The following is a 17,501-nucleotide window of genomic DNA, read 5'->3' on the forward strand; positions in this document are numbered from 1 at the left end:
CCACGGTGTGGTGGGGGTATAGTTTGCCGACGGGTCAGGCGAAGGTCCGCGAGACTTCCTCGTCGGCGTCGTCCGTCTCCAGTTTCTCACGGGCCAGTCGGAAGTCCTCGCCGGTGACGGTCGTCCGGTCGTCGCGGATGGCGAACATCCCTGCTTCGGTACAGATGGCCTTGATATCGGCCCCGCTCATTCCCGCCGTGTCCCGAGCGAGGACCTCGAAGTTCACCTCGTCGGAGACGTTCATCGCGCGAGTGTGGATCTCGAAGATCTTCTCGCGACCCTCCTCGTCGGGGTTCGGCACCTCGATGAGGCGGTCGAACCGACCGGGGCGGAGGATGGCGCGGTCGAGCATGTCGAAGCGGTTGGTCGCGGCGATGATGCGGACTTCGCCGCGCTCGTCGAAGCCGTCCATCTCGGAGAGCAGCTGCATCATCGTCCGCTGAACCTCGGCGTCGCCAGAGGTCTTCGAGTCGGTCCGCTTCGAGGCGATGGCGTCGATCTCGTCGATGAAGACGACGGCGGGTTCGTGGTCGCGAGCGACCTGGAAGAGGTCGCGGACCAGTTTCGCCCCCTCGCCGATGAACTTGTGGACCAGTTCCGATCCGGCCATCTTGATGAAGGTCGCGTCGGTCTGCTGGGCGACGGCCTTGGCCATGAGCGTCTTGCCGGTCCCCGGTGGGCCGTAGAGGAGCACGCCGCTCGGCGGGTTGATGCCCACGTCTTCGAAGAGGTCGGGTTTCTTGAGTGGCATCTCGACCGTCTCGCGCACCTCGTTGAGTTGTTCTTCGAGGCCGCCGATGTCCTCGTAGCCCACGTCCGGGCTCTCCTCGACTTGCATGACGCGGGCCCGAACGTCGGCTTCGTCGTCGAGGCGTTTGACGATGGAAAGCGAGTTGTTGACCGCCACGCGGGAGCCCGGTTCGATCTGCTCGCGCATCTCGTCGGTGACCTCGGTGAGCGCCTCCTGGTTGTTTCCGTGCTGTTTGATGATGACGCCCCGATCCCCGATCTCCTGGACCGTCGCGACGAACAGGGGCGACTGCTTGAGCTTCTTGTTCTCGTGGGAGAGCCGCTCGAGTTTCTGCTGGTACTTGTTGTTCTCCGCGTTCGCGTCCAGCAGTCTGTCCCGCATCTCCTCGTTCTGTTGTTCGACAACCTCCAGCCGCTCCTGGAGGGCTTCGACCTTCTCCTGGTGGGAGGCTTCCTCCGTGTAGGGAAGATCGATGTCGTCGACGGTATCGGTCATTGCTCCTCGGTACGTCGCTAATTCTTAAGAGATTTCGGGTGGACACATTCTCCATCACATATGCCTAATAGTAATCAAACAATACCGCAAATATTATTACCCAACATCGAATACGGGGTGATAATGAGTGCAACGACGTCGTCACGATCGGCGAACCACCACGAGGAACTGCGCGAACTGCCCCCCAGTGCGAAACTCGTCGCCAAGGTACTGGAGTACAACGGGACCCTCACGCAGTCGGCCATCGCGGAGCGCACGCTCCTCCCGGCTCGCACGGTGCGGTACGCCATCGGCCGTCTGGAAGACCACGGTGTCGTGACCTCGAGACACTCCTTCTCCGATGCGCGGAAACGACTGTATCAACTCGCCGAGTGACTGATACTGGTGATCGAGGGACAGTATACCGCTGGTCGAGTGGCGGCCCACCAGGACCGCGCGTTTTTTGCGAATGGCAGCCAATCCGGTGTATAGCATGAGCAGGGTCATCCACACGGGAGACACCCACATCGGCTACCGGCAGTATCACTCTCCCGTGCGTCGGCAGGACTATCTCGACGCGTTTCGGCAGGTCGTCGAGGACGCCGTCGCGGAGGAGGTCGATGCGGTCGTCCACGCCGGGGACCTGTTCGACGACCGCCGCCCCGACCTCCCTGATCTCCTCGAGACCATCTCGATTCTCCGCGACCTCGACCGCGCCGACATCCCGTTTCTCGCCATCGTCGGCAATCACGAAGACGCCCGCCGCGGTCAGTGGCTCGACCTCTTCGAGACCCTGGATCTGGCCATCCACCTGGACGAGGACGGGACGGTCGTCGGTGATACCACCTTCTACGGACTGGATTACGTCCCCGAATCGCGACGCGACAGACTCGAGTACGATTTTGCGCCGGCCGAGACGGAGCACGCGGCACTCGTGGGCCACGGACTGTTCGCCCCGTTTCCACACGGCGACTGGGACCTCGAGACCGTTCTCGAATCCGCGACCGTCGAGTTCGACGCCGTTTTGCTGGGTGACGATCACACGCCCGAGACGAAGACCCTCGATGGCGTCTGGGCCACCTACTGTGGCTCGACCGAGCGGACGAGCGCCTCGGAGCGGGCGGACCGAGGATACAATCTCGTGACCTTCGACGGGGGCGTAAACATCACCCGCCGGGGCCTCGAAACGCGAGAATTCGTCTTTCTGGATCTGACACTGGCCGAATCCGAGGGTGGGGCGCTCGTTCGCGAGCGCATCCGCGAAGCGAACGTCGAGGACGCCGTGGTCGTCGTGACCATCGAGGGCGACGGCGGGGACGTGACCCCGGCCGACATCGAGCAGTTCGGACAGGATCGGGGGGCGCTCGTGACCCGGGTCAACGACCGCCGTGAGTTCGACGACGAGGCCGACATCGAGGTGTCCTTCGCCGACCCGGACGACGCGGTCCGGGAAAGGATCCGGGAGATGGGTCTCAGCGATGCCGCGAGAACCATCGACGACACCGTCCGCGATGCCGACGTGGCGGACGCGAACGTGAGAGATCGGGTCAAATCCAGGGTCGAATCGCTGCTCGACGAACCAGACGCCTTCGAGACGGCGTCCGCGGACCCGTCACCGGCTGACCACGAGGAAGACTCGTCGGAGGACGGGCACGATGTGCCCCTCGAAGAGGCTGGGAACGGAGATGTCGACACGGCACGAGGTGATCTGTCGGAAGCGAACGATGGATCTGTCGCCGAGGATTCCGCCGTGGCGGTCGACAGTTCCGAATCGACGGGGGAATCCGGTCAGACTGACGGGGAATCCGCCGATGAGGAACCCGCCGAGGAAGGCCCCGCTGATGCGGAATCCGCCGAGGAAAGCTCTGCTGATCAGAAATCCGCCGATCACGGTCTCGGCGAAGATGACTCCGCCGACGAGAGCGACCACCAGCCCACGACGATGGAGGACTTCCTATGAGATTCCAGCGTCTCCGCCTGCGGAACTTCAAGTGCTATCACGACGCGGACGTCACCCTCGACCGGGGAGTGACCGTCATCCACGGGTTGAACGGCAGCGGCAAATCTTCCCTGCTCGAGGGGACCTTTTTCGCCCTCTACGGGACGGGTGGTATCGATCGGACGCTCGACGATATCGTCACCATCGGCGAGGAGGAAGCGGAGATCGAACTCTGGTTCGCTCACGACGGTGCCGAGTATCATCTCCGCCGGCGGATCCGCGCGACGGGTGAGCAGGCGACCCAACCCGACTGCGTGCTGGAGGGCCCTGATGAGACCTTCGACGGAGTGAACGACGTCGAGGCGGCAGTGACCCGGATGCTCCGGATGGACGCCGACGCCTTCGTCAACTCGGCGTTCGTCCGGCAGGGTGAAATCAACAAACTGATCAACGCGACCCCCTCCTCGCGGCAGGCGATGATCGACCGTCTCCTGCAACTCGGGACGCTGGAGACCTACCGAGAGCGGGCGGCGGAGGCGCGACTCGGTGTCGGGACCCTCCTGGACCACTGGGAGGGCCGACTCGAATCGCTCGACGCCCAGATCTCCGAGAAAGAAGACCGAGAGCTGTTCTCGGTCAAGTCCCGACTCGAGAGCGAACTGTCCGACGTCGACGCGGAGATCGAGCGTTTCGAGGAGAACAAGGCGGAAGCCGAGTCCACCCTCGACGAGGCGACGTCCGTCCTGGAATCCGCCGAGGAGGCAAAGGCGGACCTCGAGGAGGTGCGCGAACGGATCGAAACCATCCGCGAGGCAATCGCCGAGACGGAAGCGGAACGGTCGGATCTCGAAGACGAAGTGATCGAGCATCGGGAGGCCATCGACGACCTGGACGGACGCATCGAGGCACTCGTCGCAGAAACGGATCTCGAAACAGTCTCGGAATCGGCCATCGCAGCGCAACGAGAGACGCTGGTCGAGGAACGGGAGACGCTTCAGGAGGACATCATGGACGTCCGCGACGCGGTCACCGAGAACGTCCAGCGTGCCGAGCGACTCCGCGAGACGGCCGACGAACGCGAATCGCGGGCGGAGCAGAAACGCGAGGAAGCCGCCGAACTGGCCGACACAGCGGAGACGGCCGCGTCCCGCATCGAGCAACTCGAGTCGCGACTGGACGACGTCACCGAGTCGATCGAAGACCGACGAGCGCAGTTCGACGACGCCCCGGTCGAGGTCGGTGCGGCGGACGACCTGGTACAATCGGTCGCGGACGAACTCGAGGCACTCGAGGCGGAGCGCGGCGAACTCAGGGAGTCACTCGCGACGGCCCGTTCCCGCGTCGAGGACGCACGGGAACTCCTCGCAGAGGGGAACTGTCCCGAGTGTGGCCAACCGGTCGAGGGATCGCCTCACGTCGAATCGCTGGAGGACTACGAAGACCGTGTCGACGAACTCGAAGCGGACATCTCGGAGGTGGAGGACGCGATAGAAGCCACCGAAGATCGACTCGACCGGGCGGAAGCGTTGGCAACGGCCGAGCGCGATATCGACCGACTCGAGGACGAAAAAGCGGACGTCGAGTCGATGCTCGAGGACCGTCGCGCGACCGTCGAGGAGAAGCGCGACCGCGCGACGGAACTGCGAGCGGCGGCCGACGAACTCGAATCGGCAGCCGAGGAGGCCCGAACGGAGGCCGAGGCGGCCCAGCAGGACGCCGACGAAGCACGCGAACGCATCGGCGAACTGAACGAGGCCCGGGCGAGCCGCAAAGAACGGATCGACGTCCTCGACGACATCGCCGAGGCGCTCGACAGTCGTACCGACCACGAGGACGCCATCGAACGACTGCGAGACGAACGGCAATCGCTCGCTGACCGAAACGAGGAGCGGCGTGACCATCTCGCCACGGCACGGGAACGCAAACTGGAACTTGAGGAGACCTTCGACGAGGCCAGAATCGAGACGGCGCGCGAAGAGCGGAACCGAGCGAAGGAGTACCTGGCGGACGTCGAATCGGAACTGGCGACGCTCAGGGAGCGACGAGACAGCCTCCAGGGACAGATCGGTGCCGTCGAGAACGCTATCGAGGAACTCGAGACGCTCCGGGAGGAACGCGAGTCGGTGGCCGAACGGGTCGATGCCCTCGAATCGCTCTACGAGGAGAACAGCGACCTCGAATCGATGTACGGCGACCTCAGGGCGGAACTCCGCCAGCAGAACGTCGCCCGCCTCGAGAGCCTCCTCAACGAGACCTTCGACCTCATTTATCAGAACGACTCGTACGCGCGCATCGAGTTGAACGGCAGATACGAACTCACGGTCTACCAGAAGGACGGCGAACCCCTCGAACCCGAGCAACTCTCCGGCGGCGAGCGAGCGTTGTTCAACCTCAGTCTCCGCACCGCCATCTATCGGTTGCTGGCCGAGGGGATCGACGGTGCCGCCCCGATGCCGCCGCTTATCCTCGACGAACCGACGGTCTTTCTCGACTCGGGACACGTCTCGCAACTCGTCTCACTCGTCGAGTCGATGCGACGACTCGGGGTCGAGCAGATCATCGTGGTGAGCCACGACGACGAACTCGTGGGCGCGGCCGACGACGTCATCCGGGTGGAGAAGGACGCGACGACCAACCGTTCACACGTCGACCGCGTCACGACCGCTACCCTGGACGCCGCCTGATATCAGGCACTCGACTCGAATACCTCGTGGCGGGTCCGGTAGCGTCGATAGGCGCTCGCCAGGACGATCCCCCCGCCAGCGACGAGGAGCGCTGCGTCTCGGTACCGACCACGGAATCCCGCGAGCATGAGACCGAGGCTGACGGTGAGGATGCCGACGTTGAGCAGGATGACGATCGCCAGGAAACGACGTCGGACGTCCTCGGAGAGTGCTTCGGGTCCTGGTGACTCCTCGACGCTCGCCGTCGACGTGTCCACGTCCGACTCTGGCGTCCCTGACCCAGGTTGCACGACCGTCGGTCGGCACTCCGTCGCGAAAAGGATTGTGGCTCTGCACTTAGTTCATCTCGCCGACAGACGTCGAGACTGTTGATTTGATCCACGCGAGCGGATTCCGCGAGTCGTAGAGTACCACTCCGTCCTCGGTCCGGTAGCCTTCGACCCGGTCGACCGGGTCGTTCGGTTCTGGCAACTGGGGCACGTCGCTCGGGCGTTCGCCGCCCGTTGCGGAATCACTCACAGTAGGTCACCTCTGGCCGTGGTAAGTAATGACATGGTATAGGTCTTTCCGTCGGTCGTCCCCAATGGCGTGACGGCCACCTTTTAGGTGCCCAACGACAATGCGGTGGTAATGAGCAACGCGGACCTCTCGGCGTTCACCGAGACGGACGAGGGGAACTCGACGACGGACGAACGGGAAGCGGAGGCGGTCGCCGTCGCTGGAGACGCCGACCCGGTCGTCAACGAGATCCTGACGGCCGAAGCCGATGCACTGCCCCCGGTCTCGGAGACCGTCGACCTCGCGGTGACGCAGGTCAACTACACCGTCGAGGGGGAGGGCGAACGGGAACGCCCCGTCATCCACGTCTTCGGTCGCACTGGTGAGAACGAAGCGGAACACGTTCGCGTCCACGGGTTCCGGCCGTACTTCTACGCGCCGTCTGACTCCGTCACGGACGACGACCTCGCACGAGAGGGCCTGACGGGAAGCGAAGACGGGTACGAGAGCATCCGCGGCGAACCCCTCACGAAGATATTCGGTAAAACGCCTCGCGACGTGGGCAGCGTCCGGGATTACTTCGACCATTACGAGGCGGACATTCTCTTTCCGAATCGGTTCCTTATCGACAAGGACATCACGACCGGGATCCGCGTCCCGGACCGTCGGGCGGACGACGGGTCCATCTACGTCCACCACGAGGAAGTGGAACCGACCGAGGCGGACGCGGCCCTTCGGATCAACACCTTCGACATCGAGGTCGACGACAGGTCCGGGTTCCCCGAAGACGGCGAGGAGCCCATCGTGTGTCTGACGAGCCACGACAGTTTCCGCGACGAATACGTCGCCTGGTTGTTCGAGGCGCCCGAGGGAGGGACGGCCGCACCGGATACCATCACCGACCTGGATCTGCTCGATGGGGACCGGGAGATCGACGTCCGGGCGTTCGAGGCGGAGACCGACATGATCGATGCCTTCCTCGAGTACCTCGACGAGACCGACCCGGACGTCATGACGGGGTGGAACTTCGCGGACTTCGACGCCCCGTACCTTCTCGACCGGATGGACGTCCTCGGGATGGATCCCGACCGGCTCTCCCGGGTCGACGAGGTGTGGCGCAGCGATTGGCAGGGCCCCAACGTCAAGGGGCGAGTCGTCTTCGACCTGCTGTACGGGTACCAGCGGACGCAGTTCTCCGAACTCGACTCCTACCGGCTGGACGCGGTTGCCGAGGAGGAACTGGGCGTCGGGAAAGAACGGTACGCCGGGGATATCGGCACCCTCTGGGAAGACGACCCCGAACGACTGCTCGAGTACAACGTCCGGGACGTGGAACTGTGCGTCGAAATCGACCGAAAACAGGACATCGTGGAGTTCTGGCGGGAAGTCGCCGGGTTCGTCGGGTGTAAACTCGAGGACGCGACCACTCCTGGTGACGCGGTGGACATGTACGTCCTCCACAACGTCCACGGCGAGTTCGTCCTTCCATCGAAGGGCCAACAGGAGAGCGAGGCCTACGAGGGCGGAGCCGTCTTCGATCCCATCACGGGCGTCCGAGAGATGGTGACCGTCCTCGACCTGAAATCGCTGTACCCGATGTGTATGGTGACCATCAACGCCTCGCCGGAGACCAAGGTGGACCCCGACGCCTACGACGGTGCGACGTACCGGGCACCCAATGGAACCCACTTCCGGAAGGAGCCAGACGGAGTTATTCGAGCGATGGTCGACGAGTTACTGGCCGAACGGGACGAGAAGAAGGCCCTCCGGAACGAATACGATCCGGACAGCGACGAATACGACGTCTACGACCGCCAGCAGGCCGCCGTCAAAGTGATTATGAACAGCCTCTACGGGGTCCTGGGCTGGGAACGGTTCCGCCTCTACGACAAGGAGATGGGCGCGGCAGTGACCGCCACTGGCCGCGACGTGATCGAGTACACCGAGACCGCGGCGAACGAACGCGACAAGGAGGTCATCTACGGTGACACCGATTCGGTCATGCTGGAACTCGGGAACGACGTCACGCCCGAGGCGGCCATCGAGCAGTCCTTCGACCTCGAGGAGTACATCAACGATTCCTACGACGACTTCGCGAGCGACCGATTGAACGCCGAGGACCACCGCTTTCAGATCGAGTTCGAGAAGCTTTACCGCCGGTTCTTCCAGGCGGGCAAGAAAAAGCGGTACGCGGGCCACATCATCTGGAAGGAGGGAAAGGAGGTCGACGACATCGACATCACCGGGTTCGAGTACAAGCGCTCGGACATCGCTCCCATCACGAAGGAAGTCCAGAAGACGGTCATCGAACGCATCGTCAGAGAGGGCGACATCGAAGGGGTGAAAGAGTACGTCCACGAGATCATCGAACGGTTCCGGTCCGGGGACGTGGACCTGGAGGAAATCGGCATCCCCGGCGGTATCGGAAAGCGCCTGAACAATTACGATACGGATACTGCACACGTGCGCGGCGCGAAGTACGCGAACCTGCTACTCGGGACGAACTTTCAGCGTGGCAGCAAGCCAAAACGCCTCTATCTCGAAAAGGTCCATCCCGAGTACTTCCGACGTCTCGAATCGGAGCGGCCGGACCTCGAGGAGGACCCACTCTATCTCGATTTCAAGCGGGATCCGGACGTCATTTGTTACGAATTCGCCGACCAGATCCCCGAGGAGTTCGAGATCGACTGGGACAAGATGCTGGACAAGACGCTCAAAGGCCCCATCGCCCGTGTCCTCGAAGCGCTGGATATCTCGTGGCAGGAGGTCAAGAACGGGCAGACCCAGACCGGCCTCGGTAGTTACATGTAGCAGTCGCTGTCGGCCAGGGCCCAGCCCGTCTCCTCGCCAGCAGAATTATGTTGGCTGAGATACAAGATATCGCCGTGTTCCACCAATGACTGGCAAGAAGATACTCATGCTCGTCGGCGATTTCGGCGAGGACTACGAGACGATGGTACCGTTCCAGGCACTCGAGATGGTCGGCCACGAGGTCGACGCGGTCTGTCCGGAGAAGGAGGCCGGTGACACGGTGAAGACCGCGATCCACGACTTCCGGGGCGACCAGACGTATCTCGAGGAGCGCGGTCACGACTTCGCGGTTACCGCGACGTTCGACGAGATCGATCCGGCCAACTACGACGCACTCGTCGTCCCGGGCGGACGGGCGCCGGAGTACCTCAGGACGTACGACGCGGTCCTCGAGGTGGTCCGGCACTTCTTCGAGACGGAGAAACCGGTGGCGACGCTCTGTCACGGGCCCCAGATCCTGGCCGCGGCCGGGGTCCTCGACGGCTACGAGATGACGTCCTATCCGGCGGTTCGACCCGAAGTCGAGGCTGCCGGCTGTAGCTGGGTCGACGAGGTCACTCGCGACCGGAACCTGGTGACCGCACAAGCCTGGCCGGACCACCCCGAGTGGCTGGCGGAGTTTTTGGACATGCTCGGCACAGACATCGAACAGGGGCCGCTGGGCGTGGCCGCTGACGACTGATCAGAAGAACGAGAACTTGTCGCGGCGGTACAGGTCCAGTTCTGATACCATCGAATGGTCCTGTTCGGCGGCGAAGACCACGGCCGCGGCGATTTCCTCCGGTTCGGAGACCTCGCCCTCGTCGAACTGTTCTTCGAAGGGGTCGCCGTCCTCCGAGTAGAACTCGGTCCGTACCTCCGACGGATTGATGACGGTCACGGCGACCTCGTCCTCGCCCGCATCCGCCGAGACGCTCTTCGCGAAGCCGCGAGTCCACCACTTGGTGGCCGCATAGATGGGATTGAACGGCCGGGGGAACTTGCCCGCGAAACTCCCGATGAAGATGAGGTGGCCGGCCGAGTCACGCAGATGGGGAAGCGCTTCGCGCGTCGTGAAGAACAGCCCGTCCGTGTTGACGGCCATCATGTGCCGGTAGCGTTCCGTCGAGAGACGTTCGACGTCGCTTCCCCGTGCGAGTCCCGCATTGTTGACGAGGACGTCGAGTCCACCGAAGTGGTCGACCGTCTCCGAGACGAGCGACGCGACGGCGTCCTCGTCCGTGACGTCGGTCGGTACGACCAGCGTTTCGACGTCGTGGTCCGTCGCTACCGTCTCGGCGATTTCCTCGAGTCGATCCTCGCTACGGGCGGCGAGAACGACGTCGGCTCCCGCTTCGGCGAGGGCGTCCACGGTCTCCGCACCGATTCCCGCTGAGGCTCCGGTGACGATAGCCGTCTTCTCGTCGAGGGGATTCTCGCGTGTCATGCTCCAACTCATACACGGGGGAGGCTTGTGTTTTGTGATGAATTCACTTCCCTCGTTGCGTGCAGGCTTTTCACCTATCCAAAATATATTCACAAATTCCAAAATGGTATCGCCGCATGCGCAAGCATTAAACGTCACTCTCCCCTGGTTTAGGATGACCTAATCAATGGCTACCTTAGAACTCAAGAACGTCCACGCAACGGTCGAAGACGCGGACGAACAGATCCTCAACGGCGTCGATCTGACCGTCTCGAGCGGCGAGATCCACGCGTTGATGGGTCCCAACGGGAGTGGCAAGTCGACGACGGCGAAGGTTATCGCCGGACACCCGGCCTACGAGGTTACCGAGGGCGAGATCCTCCTGCACCTCGAGGACGGCGACTTCGACGAGATCGAGATTCCCGAGGATGCGCGAACCTGGAACCTCCTCGACCTCGAACCGCACGAGCGCGCGGCACTGGGTGTGTTCCTCGGCTTCCAGTATCCGGCCGAAATCGAAGGCGTCACACTCACGAACTTCCTTCGCACAGCGCTCAACGCGAAGATCGAAGAGCGCGAGGAGCTCCTCTACGGCGAGGACGAGGCCGAAGACGAAGCGGAAGGAGAAGGGTACGATACCGACCCCCGACAGGGCATCCAGGACGATGGCGCCATCGACGTGGCCTCGTTCCAGAAGATACTCCAGGAGAAGATGGAGCTTCTCGACATGGACGCGAAGTTCGCGCAACGATACCTCAACGCCGGGTTCTCCGGCGGCGAGAAGAAGCAAAACGAGGTCCTCCAGGCCGCCCTCCTCGAACCGGTGGTGGCCGTCCTCGACGAGATCGACTCCGGTCTCGATATCGACCGACTCCAGGACGTCTCGCACGGCATCAATGCCCTCCGCGACGAACAGGACACGGGAATCCTCCAGATCACCCACTACCAGCGGATCCTGGACTACGTCGAACCCGACACCGTTCACATCATGCTCGACGGACGCATCGTCAAGGAGGGCGACGCCAGCCTCGCCGAGCAACTCGAAGACAAGGGCTACGACTGGGTCCGTGACGAAGTCTACAGCACCGCATAATCAAGGAGAGACACAATCATGAGTTCCGAGGACGACCTACAAGAGACCGATACCGAAGCGCGATTCGCCTTCAAGAAGGAGGAAGCTTCGGCATTCCAGTCAGAGAAGGGGCTGACCGAGGAGACCATCCGTGCGATCTCCGAGGACAAAGACGAGCCACAGTGGATGCTCGACCGCCGTCTGCGTGCCCTCGAACAGTACCACAAGATGCCCATGCCGACGGACTGGCCGGGCCAACCCGACCTGTCCGAACTCGACGTCGAGGAGATCGTTCCCTACATCCGCCCCGATATCGAGACCCGCGGTGGGGCCGATTCCTGGGACGACCTTCCCGACGACATCAAGGACACCTTCGACAAACTCGGCATCCCCGAAGCCGAAAAAGAGGCGCTCTCCGGCGTCGGCGCGCAGTACGAGTCGGAGATCGTCTACCAGAACATGCAAGAGCAGTGGGAGAAGAAGGGCGTCATCTTCATGGACATGGACAAGGCGGTCCGGGAGCACCCCGAGATCGTCAAGGAGTACTTCATGACGAAGGCGGTGCCCCCGAGTGACAACAAATTCGCCGCCCTCCACGGCGCCGTCTGGTCCGGCGGCTCGTTCGTCTACATTCCCGAAGACGTTACGGTAGGGATGCCGATCCAGGCGTACTTCCGGATGAACTCAGAGGGAATGGGGCAGTTCGAGCACACCCTCATCATCGCTGAGCCCGGCTCGGAAGTCCACTACATCGAGGGTTGTTCGGCCCCGCAGTACGGCATCCACAACCTGCACTCTGGGGCCGTCGAGGTCTTCGTCAAGGAGGACGCACACGTCCAGTACTCGACCGTGCAGAACTGGTCGAAGAACACGTTCAACCTGAACACCAAGCGCGCCATCGCCGAGAAGGGTGGCCGCATGGAGTGGGTCTCCGGCAGCATGGGCTCGAAAGCGACCATGCTCTACCCCTGTACCATTCTCAAGGGCCGGGGCGCCTCCGACAACCACATCACCATCGCCTTCGCGGGCGAGGGACAGGACATCGACACTGGGGCAAAAGTCTACCACAACGCGCCGGAAACGAAGTCCACCATCGAATCCAAGTCCATCAGCAAGGACGGTGGTCGCACCAACTACCGCGGCCTCGTCCACATCAGCGACGGAGCCGAGAACTCCTCGACGAGCGTCGAGTGTGACGCCCTGATGTTCGACAACGAATCCACCTCGGACACCATGCCGTACATGGAGATCAACGAGTCGAAGGTGGACGTCGCCCACGAAGCGACGGTCGGCAAGATCGGCGACGAGGACGTCTTCTACCTCCAGAGTCGCGGCCTCGACGACGACGACGCCAAACAGATGATCGTCGCTGGCTTCATCGAGCCCATCACCGAAGAACTGCCAATCGAATACGCCGTCGAGCTCAACCGTCTCATCGAGCTCGAGATGGAGGGAAGCCTCGGGTAAGAATGAGTACGCAGCTACACGCAGACATCTCGGAAGATACGGTCAGACAGATCTCTGAAACACTCGACGAGCCGGAGTGGCTTCTCGAAACGCGTCTCGAGGCACTCGCGGCCCTCGACGACCTCGAGTACCCACCGGTCATCCAGACGCCCGGTCGTCGCTGGACGAATCTGGAGGACCTCGATTACGAAGCCCTTGTCGAACCACTCTCCCAGACCGAGGAGAAAGACCAGGTCGGCCCCGACGACGTTACGGTTCTTCCCTTCGAGGACGCACTCGAGGCCGTCCCCGAACTACTGGAGAACTACTTCGGCGCCACCGTCGACCCCCAGGAGAACCGTCTCACCGCCCTCTCCACGGCGCTGTTCACCACCGGGACGGTCGTGTACGTCCCGGCCGGTGTGGACGCAGAGGACGTAACGATTCGGACGACGATGAACGGCCATTCGCTGTTCAACTACACGCTCGTGGTCACCGAGGACAACGCCTCGGTCACTATCCTGGAGCGCCAGGAGAGCGGGACGGTGGAACGAGCGAGCGACGAATCGGTCGACGACGAACGCTACTACAGCGGCATCGTCGAGGTCGTCGCTGGTGAGAACAGCTACGTCCAGTATGGCTCGCTACAGGAGTTCGACGAGCGGACGTACAACTACACCCTCAAGCGCGGTGAGACCGAGCAGTACGCGACGCTCGAATGGTTCGAGGGCAACCTCGGATCGCGGCTCACCAAGACCGAGGTCAGCACGTTGCTCGGTGCGGACAATGCGGAGACGAAGATCGTCGGCGCGTTCTTCGGCCACAACGACCAGCACTTCGACCTCGACTCGAAGGTGTGGCACCGCGGCGAACACACCACAGCAGACCTCGTCACCCGGGGCGTCATCGACGACGAGGCTCGCTCGGTCTACGAGGGAACCCAGGACGTCGGTCGTGACGCCTGGGACACCAGCTCCTACCAGCGCGAGAACACGCTGATGCTCTCCGATCAGAGCGAGGCCGACGCGTCGCCGAAGCTCATCATCAACAATCACGATACCGAGGCCTCCCACTCGGCCACAGTCGGTCAGATCGACCGCGAAGACCTCTTCTACATGGTCACGCGCGGCGTCCCCGAGCAGACCGCGAAGAACATGCTGGTGGAGGGCTTTTTCGTCCCCGTCCTCGAAGAGGTCGACGTCGAGGAACTCCGCGACGACCTCCAGACCGGCATCGCTGCCCGTCTGAAGGACTGAGCGTCGACCATACCGCTTCCACCGATCGTCTCCGCGAGAGAACTGCTTAAGGGTACCCAGACCAGATGATGGTGCATGTCGAGACGCACGGGACCACGGCTGCCGGGAGGGTGCTCGACGTGAGTACCACGCCAGTCGTGGAATCGGACGATCATCTCGCTCGATTGCTCCAGATCGCCGTCGTCCTCGAGGAAGTCGTCGAGGCGCGCGCCTACGAACAGTACCGGCGACTCCCCGAAGCGGAACGGGACGCGGCCATCGAAAGCCTGCTCGAATCGGTGAGTGCCGAGTCCGCCCAGCATCGCGAACGCATCGAGGGCCTCATCGAGGAACTCGATGCGAGCAGCGTCGCCTTCGACGAGATAGAGGCCCTGGTCGGCGAACAGTACGCGAAGACGAGCGCCGCGGATTTCGACGGCGTCCTCTACGACCAGTTGCACGGCGAGGAGTCCGCCTACAAGTTCTACGACGACCTCATCAGCGCCATCGAAGAGTCGGAGAAGCAATTTTCCATCGAGCGTGATCGGCTCCTCGCGGTCCTTCGGGATATCCGCAAAGACGAGGCAGAGGGCGTCGCAGCCATCGCCAATCTCATGGGTGAGCGAACGTGAGACGCGATCTAGCGCAGTCCCGCGGTACTGGGACCATCACGAGGCGGTGTTCGAGATGAACACGGCGGACCAGTATCTCAAGGCGATCTACGTCGTCCAGCAGGTCGAGGGCGGTCGGGCGTCGACCGGTGCCCTCGCCGAGCACCTCGAGGTGAGTCCGGCGAGTGTCAACGAGATGATCGGCAAACTCCAGGACCAGGGGCTCGTCGAACACGAGAAGTACAAGGGCGTCCAGTTGACCTCCGATGGCGAGCACCGCGGTCGGGACGCGCTGCAGACGTACTGCATCCTGGAACGGTTCCTCAAGAACGTTTTGGGCGTCGAGGACTACCGGACTGAAGCACGGCAACTCGAACCGGTCATCGACGAGACGGTGGCCGATCGCCTCGATATGATCATCGACCGCGAGCCGGAATGCCCCGACTGCTTCGACCTCGAGCGTGACTCGTGTACGCACCTCGAAGTCGAAACCGTCGCGACCGAGGACTGAGGGCGCGTCTTCTCGCTCTCCTCCCAGGGGCGCGTCTGCGAGAACCGTCGAAATCGGCGACCACTGACCGTCACCCCGGACGGTCAGGATGTCGCCTCCATCTGGCACTCGCAAAAAGCAATGTCTTTGTATTTCCGACCGGAACCGTTAGACGGAGTCCCGTGGTGTAGTGGCCAATCATATGGGCCTTTGGACCAGTGCGGAATTCCGTACCGGGAAGACAGCCTATGACGGCGGTTCGAATCCGCCCGGGACTATAGACCTGAGGTATCGAATCCCATTTTGACCGTTCCAAGCTTCATAGCTAGGTGAAAGGAGGGCGAACTTCGTACGACCCCTTCTATTGAATGTGAGCGCGTCAGCGGGTACAGCCGCTCTTAAAATCTTTTCAGAACGACGCACAGGCGTTGTGAGTTCGTCGATTCTCTACGGTCAACTCTTTTGAGGGGACTATTCGTAATGCAAGCCATGCAGGACGACGACATTGACTCTGAAAAGGTGAAACAACTTCTCACGAGACTCCGACCTGGCGATGACATCTCCTACAAAACGACACAACGGGACGAAGCGACAGTCCGAGTAAAGAGTACATCAATTGAGGATGGCTATTATCGGATATATCTTGAAGGGCCCGAGGGAGGCGAATACCTCATTATGCGAGAAAAGCCAGAGGGAATGGGAAACAGTCCTGCTCCTGAAGCTTTCTGGGTAAATCCTGAGCCGAACGAAGGTAATAATCCGTATGAATTGGTCACGAGGGGTTCGGTTTTATCACTCTCAATTTTTGCTGAGCGAGAAGTATAACGCCTTGTTGTCGTTCCGTCACCCTCGCTACCGAACGAGGTTTTGAAACTGTGATTTAGTAGCATATATCAACAAACTATAGACAGCAAATCTCCTCCATTTATTAGTTCACTGAAACATCTCTGAATACACTTTTTAGGGAGGTCTGTCAATTTTCTTCCTATGTACGATAACGTCTCCGAATACGTTGACTCAACTGAGGAGATTTTACGTGCCGCTAATTCAGGGGGGCAACGAGGATTAACCGAACAAGCGACGTGTGAGAGTATCATAACCAGGTTCATCTCGACGCTTGGATGGGACGAAGTAGACAAACAACGTCCATTTAAGGTCCAGATGGGAAGCCAGACGAAGGAAGTCGATTACGCTCTCTTTCTTGGAGATGAAGATGAACCCCAAGCGTTCGTTGAAGCCAAACCCGAAAAACGCCAACTTCGGGGTGAGCATCTCGAACAGTTACGGAGCTACATGCGACAAGAATGGGTGGAATGGGGTTTGCTGACGAATGGACGCCAGTATCAACTTGTTCGGCTCACACCACAAACGGATGGTGCGCCAAATTTACAGGTGCTGATTGATGTCGGGCTTGAGGGTATCTCTGAATCTTATCTACCGGACATTATGAGCAAGGGGTCAATGGAATCTGGCGAAGCCAACCAACTCGGTGATGACCTCCAGAGTCGTATGGGTGTGATTGACGTACTAAAGGATGAACCAACTTTGATTGGCGAAGCGATAAACAGTGTAGACCTTGATAACGAAGCATCTGAGGTTGGGGAGATGCTCATTAAGACGTTAAATCAACGGCTCGTGGTTGAAGCGAAGGCGACTCATACTAGCGGGCGTCCACAAAATACGTTTTTCTCCAAAAAACGGCAGGCTCTCAATGGCGCAGAGGACACACGAGTCGTATGGATGTCTTCTCGTCCGAATGGCATCGAATTTCTCAGAGAAAATTCCGCTTGGGGATTCGTTAAACATCCACGTCGCGACCCAGTAATGCTTGCTCTCTACGTGAGTTCTCCCGTCCAAGAAGTAAAATATGTCGGTGAAATTGAAGACGTAGTTCCGGTGAGAGAGTTTTCCGGCATCGACGACACGTTGAGGCAACAAAATGATGGGAAGTACGTCATCACTCTTTCCGAAGTAGTTGAATTGGAGGATGCAATACCGTTCGGTGAGGGAGAGGCAACTGTTCGTGGTATGACTTACACCACACTAGGCAAATTCAAAGAGGCAACTACGATTGATGACCTCTGA

The 17,501-nt window shown here is 61.2% G+C and carries 16 protein-coding genes and 1 tRNA gene; 13 read left to right on the forward strand and 4 right to left on the reverse strand.

Annotated elements, in window-relative coordinates; all coding sequences use genetic code 11:
* Nucleotides 1-34: 34 nt before the first annotated feature.
* Nucleotides 35-1,246: a proteasome-activating nucleotidase Pan1 gene (locus tag HSRCO_RS05595; RefSeq protein ID WP_259519449.1), complete on the reverse strand. Its 1,212-nt coding sequence runs from the start codon at nucleotides 1,244-1,246 to the stop codon at nucleotides 35-37.
* Between the two features lie 123 nt (nucleotides 1,247-1,369).
* Between HSRCO_RS05595 and HSRCO_RS05600 the strand changes: the two genes are divergently transcribed.
* From HSRCO_RS05600 to rad50, 3 genes are all read left to right on the forward strand, one after another.
* Nucleotides 1,370-1,621 carry a helix-turn-helix domain-containing protein gene (locus HSRCO_RS05600; protein ID WP_259519450.1) on the forward strand — a complete coding sequence of 84 codons (252 nt, stop codon included), beginning with the start codon at nucleotides 1,370-1,372 and terminating at the stop codon, nucleotides 1,619-1,621.
* 97 nt (nucleotides 1,622-1,718) lie between these two features.
* Complete coding sequence (gene mre11 / locus HSRCO_RS05605; protein ID WP_310795449.1) at nucleotides 1,719-3,185, forward strand: DNA double-strand break repair protein Mre11; 1,467 nt, start codon at nucleotides 1,719-1,721, stop codon at nucleotides 3,183-3,185.
* A complete protein-coding gene (rad50, locus tag HSRCO_RS05610; RefSeq protein WP_259519451.1) occupies nucleotides 3,182-5,848 on the forward strand; it encodes a DNA double-strand break repair ATPase Rad50 in 2,667 nt (888 codons plus the stop codon). Before mre11 ends, rad50 begins: the two co-directional genes overlap by 4 nt.
* A gap of 2 nt (nucleotides 5,849-5,850) precedes the next feature.
* On the opposite strand, the gene HSRCO_RS05615 is transcribed toward rad50, so the two are convergent.
* Both HSRCO_RS05615 and HSRCO_RS05620 read right to left on the reverse strand, forming a co-directional pair.
* Complete coding sequence (locus tag HSRCO_RS05615) at nucleotides 5,851-6,138, reverse strand: hypothetical protein (protein WP_259519453.1); 288 nt, start codon at nucleotides 6,136-6,138, stop codon at nucleotides 5,851-5,853.
* Between the two features lie 46 nt (nucleotides 6,139-6,184).
* Nucleotides 6,185-6,367, reverse strand: coding sequence for a hypothetical protein (locus HSRCO_RS05620; protein WP_259519454.1), 183 nt, complete (start codon nucleotides 6,365-6,367; stop codon nucleotides 6,185-6,187).
* Nucleotides 6,368-6,478: 111 nt separating this feature from the next.
* Between HSRCO_RS05620 and HSRCO_RS05625 the strand changes: the two genes are divergently transcribed.
* A complete protein-coding gene (locus HSRCO_RS05625; RefSeq protein WP_259519455.1) occupies nucleotides 6,479-9,157 on the forward strand; it encodes a DNA-directed DNA polymerase in 2,679 nt (892 codons plus the stop codon).
* An 85-nt stretch (nucleotides 9,158-9,242) separates the two neighbouring features.
* Complete coding sequence (locus HSRCO_RS05630; RefSeq protein WP_259519456.1) at nucleotides 9,243-9,839, forward strand: DJ-1/PfpI family protein; 597 nt, start codon at nucleotides 9,243-9,245, stop codon at nucleotides 9,837-9,839.
* Here the strand turns inward: HSRCO_RS05630 and HSRCO_RS05635 are convergent, their stop codons facing one another.
* Nucleotides 9,840-10,583 (reverse strand): SDR family oxidoreductase, encoded by a 744-nt coding sequence (locus HSRCO_RS05635; protein ID WP_259519457.1) that lies wholly within the window; start codon nucleotides 10,581-10,583, stop codon nucleotides 9,840-9,842. It abuts the gene before it with no gap.
* A 166-nt stretch (nucleotides 10,584-10,749) separates the two neighbouring features.
* Here HSRCO_RS05635 and HSRCO_RS05640 point away from each other — a divergent pair, with 166 nt between their 5' ends.
* The 8 genes from HSRCO_RS05640 to HSRCO_RS05675 all read left to right on the forward strand — a co-directional run bounded on the left by HSRCO_RS05640 (nucleotide 10,750) and on the right by HSRCO_RS05675 (nucleotide 17,501).
* Nucleotides 10,750-11,655 (forward strand): ABC transporter ATP-binding protein, encoded by a 906-nt coding sequence (locus HSRCO_RS05640; RefSeq protein WP_259519458.1) that lies wholly within the window; start codon nucleotides 10,750-10,752, stop codon nucleotides 11,653-11,655.
* Between the two features lie 18 nt (nucleotides 11,656-11,673).
* Nucleotides 11,674-13,101 carry a Fe-S cluster assembly protein SufB gene (gene sufB, locus HSRCO_RS05645; protein WP_396266412.1) on the forward strand — a complete coding sequence of 476 codons (1,428 nt, stop codon included), beginning with the start codon at nucleotides 11,674-11,676 and terminating at the stop codon, nucleotides 13,099-13,101.
* A 2-nt stretch (nucleotides 13,102-13,103) separates the two neighbouring features.
* Nucleotides 13,104-14,336 (forward strand): Fe-S cluster assembly protein SufD, encoded by a 1,233-nt coding sequence (gene sufD, locus HSRCO_RS05650; protein ID WP_259519459.1) that lies wholly within the window; start codon nucleotides 13,104-13,106, stop codon nucleotides 14,334-14,336.
* A 119-nt stretch (nucleotides 14,337-14,455) separates the two neighbouring features.
* Nucleotides 14,456-14,947 (forward strand): ferritin-like domain-containing protein, encoded by a 492-nt coding sequence (locus HSRCO_RS05655; RefSeq protein ID WP_259519460.1) that lies wholly within the window; start codon nucleotides 14,456-14,458, stop codon nucleotides 14,945-14,947.
* 55 nt (nucleotides 14,948-15,002) lie between these two features.
* Nucleotides 15,003-15,437, forward strand: a complete 435-nt coding sequence (locus HSRCO_RS05660) for a metal-dependent transcriptional regulator (RefSeq protein WP_259519777.1) — start codon at nucleotides 15,003-15,005, stop codon at nucleotides 15,435-15,437.
* 155 nt (nucleotides 15,438-15,592) lie between these two features.
* Nucleotides 15,593-15,694, forward strand: a tRNA-Gln gene (locus HSRCO_RS05665).
* 211 nt (nucleotides 15,695-15,905) lie between these two features.
* Nucleotides 15,906-16,241 carry a hypothetical protein gene (locus tag HSRCO_RS05670; RefSeq protein WP_259519461.1) on the forward strand — a complete coding sequence of 112 codons (336 nt, stop codon included), beginning with the start codon at nucleotides 15,906-15,908 and terminating at the stop codon, nucleotides 16,239-16,241.
* A gap of 162 nt (nucleotides 16,242-16,403) precedes the next feature.
* Nucleotides 16,404-17,501 (forward strand): type I restriction enzyme HsdR N-terminal domain-containing protein, encoded by a 1,098-nt coding sequence (locus HSRCO_RS05675; RefSeq protein WP_259519462.1) that lies wholly within the window; start codon nucleotides 16,404-16,406, stop codon nucleotides 17,499-17,501.

It is taken from the genome of Halanaeroarchaeum sp. HSR-CO (assembly GCF_024972755.1).
Classification (GTDB): Archaea; Halobacteriota; Halobacteria; order Halobacteriales; family Halobacteriaceae; genus Halanaeroarchaeum.

Coding starts and splice junctions, on each gene's coding strand:
- HSRCO_RS05595 (WP_259519449.1), bottom strand. CDS start 1,246: ATGACCGATACCGTCGACGACATCGATCTTCCCTACACGGAGGAAGCC.
- HSRCO_RS05670 (WP_259519461.1), top strand. CDS start 15,906: ATGCAGGACGACGACATTGACTCTGAAAAGGTGAAACAACTTCTCACG.
- HSRCO_RS05640 (WP_259519458.1), top strand. CDS start 10,750: ATGGCTACCTTAGAACTCAAGAACGTCCACGCAACGGTCGAAGACGCG.
- HSRCO_RS05635 (WP_259519457.1), bottom strand. CDS start 10,583: ATGACACGCGAGAATCCCCTCGACGAGAAGACGGCTATCGTCACCGGA.
- HSRCO_RS05660 (WP_259519777.1), top strand. CDS start 15,003: ATGAACACGGCGGACCAGTATCTCAAGGCGATCTACGTCGTCCAGCAG.
- HSRCO_RS05675 (WP_259519462.1), top strand. CDS start 16,404: ATGTACGATAACGTCTCCGAATACGTTGACTCAACTGAGGAGATTTTA.
- HSRCO_RS05625 (WP_259519455.1), top strand. CDS start 6,479: ATGAGCAACGCGGACCTCTCGGCGTTCACCGAGACGGACGAGGGGAAC.
- sufB (WP_396266412.1), top strand. CDS start 11,674: ATGAGTTCCGAGGACGACCTACAAGAGACCGATACCGAAGCGCGATTC.
- mre11 (WP_310795449.1), top strand. CDS start 1,719: ATGAGCAGGGTCATCCACACGGGAGACACCCACATCGGCTACCGGCAG.
- rad50 (WP_259519451.1), top strand. CDS start 3,182: ATGAGATTCCAGCGTCTCCGCCTGCGGAACTTCAAGTGCTATCACGAC.
- sufD (WP_259519459.1), top strand. CDS start 13,104: ATGAGTACGCAGCTACACGCAGACATCTCGGAAGATACGGTCAGACAG.
- HSRCO_RS05600 (WP_259519450.1), top strand. CDS start 1,370: ATGAGTGCAACGACGTCGTCACGATCGGCGAACCACCACGAGGAACTG.
- HSRCO_RS05630 (WP_259519456.1), top strand. CDS start 9,243: ATGACTGGCAAGAAGATACTCATGCTCGTCGGCGATTTCGGCGAGGAC.